Genomic DNA, 13,401 nt, shown 5'->3' with positions numbered 1-13,401 from the left:
AATCTGGCGTATAGCATCTCCGCGCGACACTGCGAACCCCTTCACCTTCCTGATGTAAGATATTGATAGTAAGGCATAAATGTAATAGGAGCCCAGCATGCGCACATCCACCCTCACACCACAGCAGATCATCCCTCGCCGGATCCTGTCCAGCCTCATCGATGGCGAGATCACCCTCACAGCCGCGATTAGAAAGAGCAAGATGCACAAGAATACCTTCTTTCGATCGGCCGCCAAGATGATCAAAGCCGGCCAAGCGCCGGACAGCCTTTTGGACTTCAAGTCCATCTCAGCCATCTATGATGACCTGGGCAACATATATGCGCCAAACATCGCGGGCTCTTCGGAGCGCGAGATCGAGAAACTCCGCGGCAAGCTCTCGGACGCACAGCGCCGGGCCCGTGATGCTGAGCAGCGTCTCGAAAGCGAGACCGCCCTGGCCCAGGTCATCGGCGAGATTGCCTCGACAGTCGCAGAGCCGCCAGAGTGGCTCATGGACTGGATCCCGGCCATGGAGAGCTCCTCTGTGCCCGTCCTGATGCTGACAGACTGGCACCTGGGCGAGGTTGTCGACCCCAAGACCTCATACGGCTACGCCTATAATGTAGCGATCGCCGAAGACCGCCTGCGCCGCACAATTGAGCGCACAGTTCGCCTGATCCGTGAAACCATGCATGGCCTGAAATATCCGGGCATCGTCTGTGCGCTGGGTGGCGATCTGATCTCCGGTGCGATCCATGACGAGCTGGCAGAGACTGATGAACTGGGCATCATCAAATCGGTGATCAAAGCCAAGGATCTGGCGATCGGCGCCATCAAGACGCTGGCCGATGAGTTTGGCCGGGTCTTTGTTCCTTGTGCCAATGGCAATCACGGCCGCATCTTCGACAAGCGGGCGCGCGCCAAGGCTTACGCTGAACGCAACGCAGATTGGCTGATCTATCAGCTCTTGATCGACTATTTCAAAGACGACCCGCACATTACGATCATGGCCCCGAAGCCGGCGAATGCGTGTTCAGCGTCTAGGGCACGCGCATCCTACTGACGCACGGTGATCAGATCGGCGCAAAGGGCGGCGACAGCATCATCGGCCCGATCGGCCCGCGGCACACTGAAGGTCTTCAAAAGTATGTCGAGCCTGGGCATCGATATCGATCACATCCTGATGGGTCATTATCACCAGTCGATCTGCCTTGCTGATGTGACTGTGGGCGTCGCGATGAAGGGGCCCGACGAATACGCGATGAACTTGCTGCGCACGCGTGCTGATGACCCCTCTCAGATGCTGATGCTGGTCCATCCTGAAGTGGCATCACGACCCGCATGCCGATTTTCCTGCGCGATGAGTGGTGCCCTGAGCGGTCGAAGAAAGTCAAAGATGAGCGCTGGGTCGCAGCGTTCGACCTCGACGACGCCTAAGCTTGACAGCGCCGGGCTTACGGGCCCGGCGTGCTAATCTGATCGAGAAATGTAGGAGAACCTAAGATGCTGAAGACCGGAAATCCACGCGAGACTAACGCCATGCCGGACGGCGTGAAGTTCATCACCGCTTATGTTGATATCGCTGAAAGCAGGATCTCTGTCGAGATCGTTGATTGTGGTTAAGGGGACGAAGGCCACCCTCAATGCAATGAGCAGAGACCCGAATGACATACGCAGATGTGAAACTAAATTCCCATGCTCGCAGTGCGATTTTCCGCATAACGCACCCAGAAAGGAAGTTCTGGAAACATCAAGTTGTGACGCTTGATGATCGCGTTCCTGATGAGTGGAAGTCTGAAGAGGATTGGGCGGAATACGATCCGAGAGATTGATGGTGATCACGCCCTGACACTGCCGGGCCTTCGGGTCCGGCATGCTAATCTGAGTAAATCCAACAGGAGGCCTAAATATGGCAAAGAAGAAGAACAAGAATAAGCTGATCAGAGAGATCTGCGTTGACATCAATGTTGATTGGGGATTCTCGCCCCCGGCTCAAATCTTCGACGTTCAATACACTGATCTGAAAGACACGCGGATGGTGGTCTGCGTCATCACCACAGGCGACGGCCGCCAATATCACGGGGATAGCAATCCTAGTGATGGCGTTCTCGGCCTTATCGACTGGAAACAATCCGACGCTGATATGCGTGCGGCCGCCTTCAGCGCTGCCTGGAGCAGCTACCCCGGCCATGGCGTCCGCCGGCAGGACCAGCTCCCCCTGGCGTGCCCGCCGCCGCCACTCGGAGAGTTGATGCGCAGCCAAGCCGTGCTGTCGCGCGACATCCACCACCCGCACACCGGGCTGAAAGCTCTCGGCTACAATCCGGGCCGTCACATCATCTGGCCACCGCCGATATCCACGTGTGTCCGCGGCACAACCTCAATGAAGCGGTCAAACCCATTCCCGCCATCCGCCATCAACATCTCCTTCTGAATGCTCAGAGAGAAACTCGCCGCTCCATCAGCGTAACGGAACCGTGGAAATCAATGGGACGGGGACGGCGCTTACTTCTCTTCTTTCACTTCCCCTCTCTTCCGCCACGCCGGGTCGATGCCGCGGCCATGCCGGTCTGCGCCACATAGCGCGCCCAGATCAATGCTGCGATGTCTGCATCCGCGTGGATCTCTGCCGTTTCCTGCATGACCAGCATCTGTATCCGCTTGCCCGTATCCACCCCCTCACGAAACGCCAGACGCACTTCAGGGCTCTTCTCGCGCATCTCATCGTGGGAAGCCTGTATTGCATCCTTGACGGACTTCTTGGCTGCGTGCAGTTCAGCCGGTGTGGCTGTGGATTTCGCCGAGATCAGCTGTGCATCGCTCAGCAGGTCAAGCTCTCCCCGATCCATCCCGGAGGCCTTCTGAGCCGCGGCCAGGAGCCGCTCACGGCGCTCCCGCTCAGCATGTGCCGCGACAACCTTGGTGGCAAAGGCACGGCCGCGCGCCTCGGCACGTTCTACAAGATCACGGCGTCGCGCATCGCTTGAGGGTTCATCGATCCAGCGTGTGGCGATCGTTACTTTCTGCTGGCCTAATTCATCCTTGCCGCGGCGCAGGGTGACATGCATGAGCATCATCGGCGTGTGCAGATGTGTGACCACAGCCTCACCCAAGATCGCCTCTTCGCGACGCCCACCCTCAGGCTCGCCAACTGCCCAGGCGCCTGCATCCGGCATAGCACCCTCAACCCAATCGCAGATAGGTGCCGCTTCCAGGGCCGCTGTGAGCTTGCCTGAGATCGAGGCCGTGGGTTGATCGTTTACGGCGCGCGTGATGGTCTTGCGAGAAACGCCGAGGGCCTTCGCTGCATCGCTCATCCAGCCGTGCCCACGGTTCTTCACGAGCGCCTTGCAGCCCGCCTCGAACTCCTCAGTTGTCATCGTCATCTTCATGATTTTGGTCTCCTTGTTCCGGTATTTATGCCGGTTGTATCGCGGCAAATGTGACACATCAATCAGGAATGTCCCTTTTGTCTCATCTTAACATTTAATCATACAACATCATACGATATGCAGATGGCAGGGAGGTGATAATCGCCAAACACCAAAGGAGACGGAACATGACGAAGCACACCCCAAAAATGATCGATAAGATCGACGATCTGACGAACCTGCTGTCCGAGACCCGCGATCGCGCACCTACCAATCCGCGCTGCCTAGCGCTGACAACCATCAAGAGCGATCTGGTTTGCATCTATCTGACAGATGACGATCTGAAATCCATCGATGGCCCGGCGATCCAACGTCTGGCTGACGGTGACGCTAATACCAATTTCGCGCTCAGCACACCGCCACGCAAGCTGGCCGCGGGTCTCATTGTGGGAGGGTTGGTGTAATGTTCAGCACATTCAAGCCGCACTTCCGCCCGCTGCCCGCAGAGCTGCGCACCACGTCCGAAGCCCGCAAGATTGAAGAGGTGAACGACATCGCCGACAGGATCAGCCGCGAGATCAATCGCGAGATCAGGGCCTTCTCTGCTGTGCCAACCTGCGCCACCGAATATCCTGACTGGCTCCTGATCTACCGCGCCGAGAGCGAGGAGGTTTCTGAGTGGGTTGTGCTCTGCGGAGATAGCGAGTTCGACACGCCGCCAGAGGGTCTCGAGATCCTGCCGATCGCGCTCACCTCGGCCGATGTGGCCCACATCCATGCGGACCCGCATGCCACTGCCGAAAGGGTGCTGGCGATGACGCCGGATCTGCTGATCGAGCTCTTCAATGATGATCATCATGACTACACCGATGATCCGATCAACGACATAGTCGATGAGATGCTCTTCGGCTGACGACATCCGGTCGCCCGGCCAGATCGGGCGCCCATTACATTCGGGGGAATATCATGAAAAGCAAGAAGACCCAGACCACAGCTGAGAAGATCGATGATCTCTGGTGCAGACTGGCCGCGCCATCGATCCGTCGATCTCTGAGGCGCTGTGCCGTGATGCTGAACAGGCGGTGGTCACGATGCTGAGCGACATCAGCCCAGCCTTCCCCACACTCCCTGAAGACCTGCGCACAGCCGCCAAGACGGCAGCCACATCTATCATCAACCTGCGCCGCCAGCGCCAGACCTCTGTCGACCTCAAGATCCCGGGCCTGACCGATCAGGCTCTGAAAGAGATGCGCCATGCGATGTCAGGGGATCACGGTCTGTCTCTTGTCGACCAGGATCGCGTCATCTTCGCGCTCCTCCATATCGATGAACTTGGCAAAGATCCGGATGTCCGCCGGCACCTCGCGCCAGAGCGGATCATGGTCTACGCGCTGATGTCTGACATCTGCGATCTGGGCTGCTGACACTGCGAAGCTTTTCACATAGCCATGCTATAGTGATGAGGTAAGACGGATAAGCTCTGAGTGCCCGCGCCCCATGTCGCAAAAACCTCAGCAGCTGCAGCGAGGATTTCTTTCCTCTGCCTCGTGATGCAGGCGCAAGGCTCAGCCGAAAGGCTGGGCCTTTTCGCTTTTTCGCAAATAAATGTCCCACATGTCCGTTTTCTGTATTGCCTCATACAAAATCATACGATATTCAGGTGAAGCGAAATGAGAATTTGCGGGGATCGCATCGACGAAGAGCAGAACAAAGGAACACAACATGCTCACGAAAAACGACTATATCGCCGCCGCCAAAAAGGCCGCTACCGCCATCCGCGCAACTCGCGAGATGTCCATCGACGCGCAGATCGATGATGTGCCCGTCAATGTCTGCGCCTACATCTACCGCGATGAGGATGGGGTTCGCAGCGTCTACGCTGGGAAAGCCGGCACCTTGGGCGAGACTGCCTTGACGGTCTGCAAGGTCCGCCCCTCCATGTCTCTCGAAGTGATGGAGCAGCTGATCGCTCAGGCGCTTGAAGCCGAGGAACCTTTCATGCCGCGCCACACCGCTTTCCGCGTCACGAAGATCGAGAGCCTGGAAGCGGCCACGACAGACATGTTTGAGGGTTACGACTTTGCCGCCGCCGCTGAGGCTGCCGCAGATGTGGCCTGCAAGGCTCACAAGATCGGCGAGAAAACCAGCGTCCACGCTCAGGTCCACAAGCACGCAGACGGCAAGCTTGAGATCATCGTCGCACCAGAGGACCACTTCGATCGTCCCTCAGTAAAGCTTTGCTCGATCTATTTCGCTTATCGCCCAGAGGTAGATTACAGGATCCACGAATCTTTGCTCAGTCTGTTTCGCGAGATGCCAGATGAGTTTGTCGCTCGCTGCCCGATCTATGAGGTGGAAGAGCCGATGCCGGTCGCCGCTGAAACCGATGCGAAAAACGAAGAAAGCAACTTCGGTATCAGCTGGGAAGAGTTTCAGGAGATCTGCCCTCTGCCCGCCGACATTGATGGCGAGTTCACCGAGGCCGAGCTGGCCGAGGCAGAGCTCTCCGATTATTTCTTTAGCAGCTTTGGGCTGAGCCATCTGAGCCATGAGGGTCATCGCATGACTATCTCGGTCAGTGTCCCGAATTCCGATGGCACCTTCACGCCCTTCCTCGCTCTGCATCCTGATGACTTCGAGAACCTCCAATTCGCTATGGAGGGCCTGCAGGATCTGGTGCGCGATGTGTCTGAGATGATCGATGCGCCAGTGGAAATCCATACCCAGCACTGGATCGATGGCCGGATGATCGCCTCCCCCACCCTGCACGCTCACACACCCCAGATGATGCACGCCGAAGTTCATGATAGCGATCTGCGCCGCCAGGGCAGCGACCGCCGCTCTATCGCCCGCATGTGCCGTCACATGCGCCTCTACCGCCCGCGCTCTTACCTCACCACCCCGCCGATCGTGCGCGACATGATGGAAGCCCTGCAGGTCTTCAAGTTCAGCTCATAAGGCCAAGAGAGACCCCGGCGATTGCCGGGGTCAGCACCCAAAGAGGGTGAGTGAAAAGAAGAAAAGGCAGCGGCCAATAAGGCCAAAGGCCAACAACCAACAAGGACAAGATAATGACGAAAACAGTAGCAAATATCCGCATGCAAATGATCATGCCCGGGTTCAGCGCAATGATGCTCAACACGCGCAAGATCGTTCGCCACCTCCGTAAGGCCGGTGCGGATATCTACTTCGATAACCGAACTGTTCCGACAGGCAATGAGGAATTGCTCGATGAGGTTCTGTTCGATATGGCAAGCATCCTGCATTTTAGCGCCGAGAGGGTCTACATCGCCAGCCTGAGCATCTACAACGGCCAGCACAACACAACCCTGCCGGAGCACGAAGACACCATCCGGGGGGCTAAGGCGCAGGCCGCTGTCGCATCCTTGATGATCCGCAAGGTGGGCAGCGAAGCAGATGAGCGCGCGCGCCTCGAACGTCGACTCGATGACCTAATAAAGGAACTGAGCGATCACGCGGCGATCTGCAATGGATCGCGCGAGAACCTCCCTGAGAAGTTCTTCACATGCGATTGCTGCGGTGAGACATACGATAGGACGAAGCACCACTGCCTCTGCGAAGGTGACTCAGGAGATTGCCTGTCATGCACCTTGAATGGCTTCCATGATGAACTGGTGGAGGGCTGAGCGATGATCGAACTCATCAAGATAACCCAAACCAAAACTACATGGCCGGGGGAGGTGCGAAAGCGCCTCTCCCTCGCGACCAATCGTCTGACCGCCCCCCAAGATATGAAGCGCGAGGCCTCAAGGCTGAACTCAAACCAGGATGAATGGCGCGACATATACGCTGTCCACATCAACGGCGCAGAGGTGGACTGGATCTATTTCCATCAGGGTGGCGCAAGGGCAGCCTTTGAGCACTACGCCCCGGGCCGCTGGATGGATGACACTGTAAATCGAGGGATCTCCGAGATCATCCTGGAAGTCATCGCCAGCCTGGTTAGCTATGATCGGGATAAGATCGACAGCCAGATTTCCAGCCCATCGCTAGCCATCCGCACGAGGGTGCTCAACAAGCTGCGCGAGATGCCCGAGGTATTCGATATGGATCAGGGCGCTTTGTTCTGGAACGGCACGCGTATCAACCCGGCGAGGATCGCAGCATGAGCAGGAAGAAGACAACCGAGCCAACCGGTCCATCCTACCAAGATCTGACACCTACGCTGCACGCAGCGGAAACCGGCGAAAAGATCGACAGGATCGAGGCGCTTATGGCTGACTATGTCCGTCGCGCATATGATGAGGTGAAGACCGACGCGCACGCGAAACGCTGGGCGCGCTTTTGGTCGAATGGGTGTCGCGGACTTGATCCGATGAGTGGCATCAAAGGCGCAGACCGCAAAGTCCTGCCCGCCCAGATCTAGGAGTATTACCCCCGGCCACCGTGCCGGGGTTTTCATTTTGATATGCTAAGATGAATGCACAGGCAAACAGAAGCAGGAGACCAGCATGACAGACACAAGCACCAGAGAAGAGATCATCGCGCGCAACCGTCTGGAGCGACAGATCGAAGAGGTCCAAGATATTGCGGATTACGAGAATTTCCTATTCGATCTTGAGAAGAACTCCAGAAAGCACGACCTCTGTATCGCAGTTGATATTTTTAGAACCTGCGCGACCTCCTTGGAGCCGTTACCGCAAGACTTCATAGGGTATGAAGCTCACGAGAATGGTGAGTTCAACTTCGCATAATAGACACCCGGCCATCGCGCCGGGTTTTTTGATTCTCTCAGGGGCTGATTTCAGGGTCAACTGAAACCGGCTGAACTCCGACATAAATCATACGAACGCGTACACATGAACGCAGGCCCACTCCCTTGCATGAAGCACAGCACCCCTGTGTTGTTGTGATTATCAAACATTTTCAGAGGGTTGTGGCGGAGACGAAGGGATTCGAACCCTCGAGACCCTTCCGGGCCTACTCCCTTAGCAGGGGAGCGCCTTCGACCACTCGGCCACGTCTCCGTCGACCCGTTTAGAGAGGTCGCGCCCGGGTGACAAGGCGAAATTCACAGGTATTTCTGCATTTTTCTAGGTTGGTTTCTTTTCATCTGGCTGGCGTGCGAGGCCGAGCCGCCGTGAAGCGCGCTTGGTCGTGCTGCTTTGCAGAAAGATGGCTGTTGCGCTGCTTTGTATGAGGCCGTTTCCCGGGCATGGGGAGCGGCTGTAGCAACTAACACAGGAGCGTGAATGACTTGTGAAACGCCGCGGCAATCACGATAACCAATTGAAATATAACATATATCTCCGCGAAAACCGATCCCTGCGCCGCTCAAATGCCCCAGATCGCACCCAATCTCGCTGCAGGGGCGAAACTTTCATGACCGGACACCCGTTACTTCACCACAAACGATGACATCGCAATGACGCGATTTAAGAGAAAACCAAAGGAACACATTATGAAACTTATTATGACCACCGCCGCCGCCGCTTTGATTTCCACCGCTGCCGTTGCCGACAACTCCACCCGCTACAACGACATTTTTCTCAACACCTCGGTGACTGCTGAGACAGCCGATGTCTATGGCAACAATGACCGCATGCGGAACCCGAACGCTTCGACCAGAGCGAATGACATCATGCTGAACACCGCCGACGCCGATAAGAACCGCGACACCGTGATGAGCACGCGCAACGCCCTGCGCAGCCCCGGTGAAGGCTATGTCTACGGTGGCTTTGGCCCGGGCAACGACAGCAAATAAGCTGTCACCTCCCGCAAAAAAAGCCCGGCAGCGCAAGCTGTCGGGCTTTTTTGTTGGCAGGGTCAAAGACCCCTGCGAAATCGATCAGGTGTTGAACAGGAAGTGCAGCACGTCACCGTCTTTGACGATATAGCTTTTGCCTTCGGCGCGCATCTTGCCCGCCTCTTTCGCGGGGCCTTCCCCGCCGAGGCCTACGAAATCATCATAGGCGATGGTTTCGGCGCGAATGAAACCTTTCTCGAAATCGCCATGGATAACGCCCGCTGCTTTGGGCGCCGAGGTGCCGGTTTTGATTGTCCAAGCCCGTGCTTCCTTAGGACCAACGGTGAAATAGGTCTCAAGATGCAAAAGCTCATAGCCCGCGCGGATCAGACGGTCGAGGCCAGCTTCTTTCAAGCCCATTTCTTCGAGGAACATCTCGGCCTCTTCGGCCTCAAGCTGGCTGATTTCCTCTTCGATCTGGGCAGAGATCACCACGTGCGAATTGCCCTGCGCTGCGGCCATCTCGGCCACTTTGGCGGAATGGGCGTTGCCCTCGGCGGCCTCGGATTCGCCCACGTTACAGACGTAGAGCACCGGCTTTGTGGTCAGCAATTGCAGCATACGCCACGCTTTGGCGTCGTCTTCGTCGACCTCGACCACACGCGCGGGGTTGCCAGCTTCCAATGCTTCAAGCGCCATGCGCATTAGACGCTCCTGCTGCACCGCTTCCTTGTCCCCGCCGCGCACTTTGCGCACGATGTTTTGCAAACGCTTCTCGATGCTTTCAATGTCGGCCAGCATCAGTTCGGTGTCGATGGTTTCGGCGTCCGCCACCGGGTCCACGCGGCCTTCGACATGGGTCACGTCGCCGTCTTCAAAGCAGCGCAGCACATGGGCGATGGCGTCGACTTCGCGGATGTTGGCGAGGAACTGGTTGCCCAAGCCTTCGCCTTTCGACGCGCCCTTCACCAGACCAGCAATATCGACAAAGGTCATGCGTGTTGGGATGATGCTTTTCGACTTGGCGATTTCGGCCAGCGTGTCGAGCCGCGCGTCGGGCACGGCCACTTCGCCGACATTGGGCTCGATCGTGCAGAACGGAAAATTCGCCGCCTGTGCCGCTGCGGTGCGGGTCAGCGCGTTGAAAAGGGTCGATTTGCCGACGTTCGGCAGACCGACGATGCCCATTTTGAAACCCATGACGATACCCCTATAAAAGCTGCGCGTGTGTTAGGGGTAGCGGGCGCAAAGCGCAAGGCTCAGCGCGCGCGGCGGTCTTGATGCGCCTGATAGATCAAGATCCAAGCCAGCAGGATAAACATCGGATGTGTCAGCCCACCTGAAAAGATGATCGCGGGCAGCCAGATCAGGAAGACCACGATGGACAGGATCGGCCGACCGATCAACAGGATCGACAGCGGCGGCAGGAAAAGGGCGAGTACATAGTTCATGCGCCATGAGATAGGCGGCTTTCGGAAAAATGGAAGGGCGCGGCCTGCCACGCGCCCCTGATAGGGGAATTTTGCCGCCCCCTGCCCCACGGTGGATTGATTTTCACCGCGACATTCGGCATTGCCGAGGAAAGCACCAAATGAGGCAAGCCACATGACCCGTATCGACGCCAAATTCGAAGACCTCCGCGCCCGCGGCAAAAAGGCGTTTGTGTCCTATGTGATGGCCGGTGACCCGGATTTTGATCGTTCGCTAGAGATCGTGCGCGGCCTGCCCGCCGCCGGGGTGGATATCATTGAGCTTGGCCTGCCTTTCACCGATCCAATGGCCGACGGCCCGACGATCCAGCTTGCCGGACAACGCGCCCTTGAGGCAGGCATGACGCTGGCCCGCACACTGGAAATGGTCCGCGCTTTCCGCGAGAATGACGACACGACCCCGATCGTGCTGATGGGCTATTACAACCCGATCTATTCCATGGGTGTTGAGAAATTCCTAACCGAAGCCAAAAACGCCGGGATCGACGGGTTGATCGTGGTCGACCTGCCGCCCGAAGAAGACATCGAACTGTGCTTGCCCGCGCAGGATGCCGGTCTGAACTTCATCCGCCTTGCCACGCCGACCACGGATGACAAACGCCTGCCGCGCGTGGTGCAAAACACCTCTGGCTTTGTCTACTACGTCTCAATCACCGGCATCACCGGCTCGGCCGAGGCGAATGCCGCGGATGTTTCGCCCGAGGTTAAGCGCATCCAAAAGGCCAGCGGCCTGCCCGTGATCGTGGGCTTTGGCGTGAACACCCCTGAAAAAGCCCGCGCCATCGCCGAAGTGGCAGACGGCGTGGTGATCGGTTCGGCCATCGTGAACCGTATCGCCAATGGCGACAGCCCCGAGGATGTTTTGGCCTTCGTCAAAACGCTCGCCGACGGCGCGCATTCAGCGTAAACCCCTTCGCCTCAAGCAATGACCAAAAGCCCGCGCTGCCCCACTGGCCGCGCGGGCTTTTTCATTGCTGCGGCCTTCCCAATTGCCAAGCCCCCCGCCAGTTGCTACCAAAAGTTAACCCATTCAGCACAGGTGGCCCATGCCCGTCATCACCAGCATCGACGATCTCAAACGCATCTACAAACGCCGCGTCCCACAGATGTTTTACGACTACGCGGAATCGGGCAGCTGGACAGAACAGACATTTCGCGAGAATAGCAGCGACTTTGACCAAATTCGTCTGCGCCAGCGGGTCGCGGTGGATATGTCGGGCCGCAGCACAGCAACCCAGATGATCGGCGAAGATGTGGCCATGCCGGTGGCACTTGCTCCGGTTGGGCTGACCGGCATGCAATGCGCGGATGGGGAGATTAAAGCCGCCCGCGCGGCAGAGGCCTTTGGCGTGCCCTTCACCCTGTCGACCATGTCAATCAACTCCATCGAAGATGTGGCCGAGGCGACGACGAAACCCTTTTGGTTTCAACTCTATACCATGCGCGATCAGGATTATGTTAGCCGACTGATCCAGCGCGCTAAGGATGCCAAATGCTCGGCTCTTGTGATCACGCTTGATCTGCAAATCCTCGGGCAGCGGCACAAGGACCTGAAAAACGGCCTCTCTGCCCCGCCAAAACTGACAGCCAAAACAATCGCCAACCTCGCCACCAAATGGGGCTGGGGCCGCGAGATGCTGGGCGCCAAGCGGCGGCATTTCGGCAATATCGTCGGCCATGTGCATGGGGTGACCGACAACGCCGACCTTGGCGCATGGACGGCAGAACAGTTCGACCCCTCGCTTGATTGGGACAAGATCGCCAAGATCAAAGAGCAATGGGGCGGCAAGGTGATCCTCAAGGGCATCTTGGATGCCGAAGACGCGCGGATGGCGCTCAAAGTCGGGGCAGATGCGATCATCGTCTCCAACCACGGCGGGCGACAGTTGGATGGGGCGCTGAGTTCGATCCGCATGCTGCCCGAAATCCTCGACGCTGTGGGCGACCAGATCGAAGTCCACATCGATGGCGGCATCCGGTCGGGTCAGGACGTGCTCAAAGCCATGGCGATGGGCGCCAAAGGCACCTACATCGGCCGCGCCTTTATCTATGGGCTGGGCGCGATGGGCCAACCGGGCGTGACCCGGGCGCTTGAGGTGATCCACCGCGAGCTGGACCTAACCATGGCGCTTTGCGGGGAAACCCAAATCGCCAACCTCGGGCGGCACAATCTGCTGATCCCGCGTAATTTCGGCGGCGACTGGCAGGAATGGCCGCGCGATCCGGGCAAATGCTGATCTTTCTCAACCGCAACCTCACCTTTCTCGCCACGCCGAAAACCGGGACCACCGCCGTTGAAATGGCGCTGAAACCCGAGGCCGAGATCGTCTTTTCGCGCAGCCGCAAGCATCTGACCGCGCTGCGCTATCGGCGCCGCGTGCTGCCCTTTTTGCAAGAGACCTTTTCAGCCTCGCCCGAACCCTTGGCCGTGATGCGCGATCCCGTAGAGCAGATCCGAAGCTGGTACCGCTACCGCAGCCAGCCCCGGCTGGATGGCAAGAAGCTCAGCACCAAGGGGCTGACCTTCGAGGCGTACGCGTTGGAAGTGATCTCTGACGCGCCACCGCCGCGCGCGCAGATCGGCAGCCAGTTTGACTTTCTGACCTCGAACCAAGATGACCTTTTGGTGCAGCACCTCTTTGCCTATGAACGCCAGCCGGCCTTTCGCGATTTTCTGGCCGACAGGCTGGGGCGCGAGGTCAAGCTGAAGCCCAAGAACGTCTCCCCCGATCTGCCCGCACCCCTGTCAGGCGAGGTCGAATCTCGGCTCCGCACCGCGCGCGCCAAGGAGTTCGCTCTCTATGACCGCCTCATGGCAGAGGGTGGCTACCTGCAGACCCCGCAGGAATAG

Annotated in this window: 20 protein-coding genes and 1 tRNA gene; 16 read left to right on the top strand and 5 right to left on the bottom strand. The window is 58.0% G+C overall.

Annotation, left to right across the window (positions count from 1 at the left end; translation table 11 throughout):
- Positions 1-97: 97 nt before the first annotated feature.
- From K3762_RS04935 to K3762_RS04920, 4 genes are all read left to right on the top strand, one after another.
- A complete protein-coding gene (locus tag K3762_RS04935) occupies positions 98-1,045 on the top strand; it encodes a hypothetical protein (protein WP_260011873.1) in 948 nt (315 codons plus the stop codon).
- Positions 1,046-1,129: 84 nt separating this feature from the next.
- Positions 1,130-1,456 carry a hypothetical protein gene (locus K3762_RS04930; protein ID WP_260011870.1) on the top strand — a complete coding sequence of 109 codons (327 nt, stop codon included), beginning with the start codon at positions 1,130-1,132 and terminating at the stop codon, positions 1,454-1,456.
- Positions 1,457-1,485: 29 nt separating this feature from the next.
- Positions 1,486-1,605, top strand: coding sequence for a phage terminase large subunit family protein (locus tag K3762_RS04925; protein WP_260011867.1), 120 nt, complete (start codon positions 1,486-1,488; stop codon positions 1,603-1,605).
- A gap of 41 nt (positions 1,606-1,646) precedes the next feature.
- Positions 1,647-1,814, top strand: coding sequence for a hypothetical protein (locus tag K3762_RS04920; protein WP_260011865.1), 168 nt, complete (start codon positions 1,647-1,649; stop codon positions 1,812-1,814).
- 71 nt (positions 1,815-1,885) lie between these two features.
- Here K3762_RS04920 and K3762_RS04915 read toward each other — a convergent pair whose 3' ends face one another.
- Both K3762_RS04915 and K3762_RS04910 read right to left on the bottom strand, forming a co-directional pair.
- Complete coding sequence (locus K3762_RS04915; RefSeq protein ID WP_409202469.1) at positions 1,886-2,278, bottom strand: transposase; 393 nt, start codon at positions 2,276-2,278, stop codon at positions 1,886-1,888.
- A 223-nt stretch (positions 2,279-2,501) separates the two neighbouring features.
- Positions 2,502-3,374, bottom strand: coding sequence for a hypothetical protein (locus K3762_RS04910; protein ID WP_260011861.1), 873 nt, complete (start codon positions 3,372-3,374; stop codon positions 2,502-2,504).
- A gap of 167 nt (positions 3,375-3,541) precedes the next feature.
- Here K3762_RS04910 and K3762_RS04905 point away from each other — a divergent pair, with 167 nt between their 5' ends.
- The 8 genes from K3762_RS04905 (at position 3,542) to K3762_RS04870 (ending at position 8,068) form a co-directional block, all read left to right on the top strand.
- Complete coding sequence (locus tag K3762_RS04905; RefSeq protein WP_260011859.1) at positions 3,542-3,817, top strand: hypothetical protein; 276 nt, start codon at positions 3,542-3,544, stop codon at positions 3,815-3,817.
- Complete coding sequence (locus K3762_RS04900) at positions 3,817-4,266, top strand: hypothetical protein (protein ID WP_260011857.1); 450 nt, start codon at positions 3,817-3,819, stop codon at positions 4,264-4,266. Before K3762_RS04905 ends, K3762_RS04900 begins: the two co-directional genes overlap by 1 nt.
- A gap of 103 nt (positions 4,267-4,369) precedes the next feature.
- Positions 4,370-4,777 (top strand): hypothetical protein, encoded by a 408-nt coding sequence (locus tag K3762_RS04895; protein ID WP_260011855.1) that lies wholly within the window; start codon positions 4,370-4,372, stop codon positions 4,775-4,777.
- A gap of 298 nt (positions 4,778-5,075) precedes the next feature.
- Positions 5,076-6,311: a hypothetical protein gene (locus K3762_RS04890; RefSeq protein WP_260011853.1), complete on the top strand. Its 1,236-nt coding sequence runs from the start codon at positions 5,076-5,078 to the stop codon at positions 6,309-6,311.
- A 113-nt stretch (positions 6,312-6,424) separates the two neighbouring features.
- Positions 6,425-7,000 (top strand): hypothetical protein, encoded by a 576-nt coding sequence (locus K3762_RS04885; RefSeq protein ID WP_260011850.1) that lies wholly within the window; start codon positions 6,425-6,427, stop codon positions 6,998-7,000.
- 3 nt (positions 7,001-7,003) lie between these two features.
- On the top strand, positions 7,004-7,483 hold the full coding sequence (locus tag K3762_RS04880) for a hypothetical protein (protein ID WP_260011847.1): 480 nt from the start codon (positions 7,004-7,006) through the stop codon (positions 7,481-7,483).
- The gene (locus K3762_RS04875) at positions 7,480-7,740 is read left to right on the top strand and encodes a hypothetical protein (RefSeq protein WP_260011845.1); all 261 of its coding nucleotides are present in this window, start codon (positions 7,480-7,482) and stop codon (positions 7,738-7,740) included. Before K3762_RS04880 ends, K3762_RS04875 begins: the two co-directional genes overlap by 4 nt.
- An 85-nt stretch (positions 7,741-7,825) precedes the next feature.
- Positions 7,826-8,068, top strand: a complete 243-nt coding sequence (locus K3762_RS04870) for a hypothetical protein (protein WP_260011844.1) — start codon at positions 7,826-7,828, stop codon at positions 8,066-8,068.
- A 183-nt stretch (positions 8,069-8,251) separates the two neighbouring features.
- On the opposite strand, the gene K3762_RS04865 is transcribed toward K3762_RS04870, so the two are convergent.
- Positions 8,252-8,341, bottom strand: a tRNA-Ser gene (locus tag K3762_RS04865).
- Between the two features lie 434 nt (positions 8,342-8,775).
- Here K3762_RS04865 and K3762_RS04860 point away from each other — a divergent pair.
- Positions 8,776-9,078: a hypothetical protein gene (locus K3762_RS04860; protein ID WP_132446829.1), complete on the top strand. Its 303-nt coding sequence runs from the start codon at positions 8,776-8,778 to the stop codon at positions 9,076-9,078.
- An 84-nt stretch (positions 9,079-9,162) separates the two neighbouring features.
- Here K3762_RS04860 and ychF read toward each other — a convergent pair whose 3' ends face one another.
- Positions 9,163-10,260, bottom strand: a complete 1,098-nt coding sequence (ychF, locus tag K3762_RS04855; protein ID WP_067623025.1) for a redox-regulated ATPase YchF — start codon at positions 10,258-10,260, stop codon at positions 9,163-9,165.
- A gap of 59 nt (positions 10,261-10,319) precedes the next feature.
- Positions 10,320-10,511, bottom strand: a complete 192-nt coding sequence (locus K3762_RS04850; RefSeq protein WP_067261693.1) for a hypothetical protein — start codon at positions 10,509-10,511, stop codon at positions 10,320-10,322.
- A gap of 154 nt (positions 10,512-10,665) precedes the next feature.
- Between K3762_RS04850 and trpA the strand changes: the two genes are divergently transcribed.
- The 3 genes from trpA to K3762_RS04835 all read left to right on the top strand — a co-directional run bounded on the left by trpA (position 10,666) and on the right by K3762_RS04835 (position 13,401).
- A complete protein-coding gene (gene trpA / locus K3762_RS04845; protein ID WP_132446831.1) occupies positions 10,666-11,457 on the top strand; it encodes a tryptophan synthase subunit alpha in 792 nt (263 codons plus the stop codon).
- A gap of 139 nt (positions 11,458-11,596) precedes the next feature.
- The gene (locus K3762_RS04840; RefSeq protein ID WP_132446833.1) at positions 11,597-12,787 is read left to right on the top strand and encodes an alpha-hydroxy acid oxidase; all 1,191 of its coding nucleotides are present in this window, start codon (positions 11,597-11,599) and stop codon (positions 12,785-12,787) included.
- A complete protein-coding gene (locus tag K3762_RS04835) occupies positions 12,760-13,401 on the top strand; it encodes a hypothetical protein (RefSeq protein ID WP_240791681.1) in 642 nt (213 codons plus the stop codon). Before K3762_RS04840 ends, K3762_RS04835 begins: the two co-directional genes overlap by 28 nt.

The sequence above is a fragment of the Sulfitobacter sp. W074 genome (genome assembly GCF_025142275.1).
In the GTDB taxonomy this organism is placed as follows: domain Bacteria; phylum Pseudomonadota; class Alphaproteobacteria; order Rhodobacterales; family Rhodobacteraceae; genus Sulfitobacter; species Sulfitobacter profundi.
This window is presented reverse-complemented; position numbering and strand designations above follow the sequence as displayed.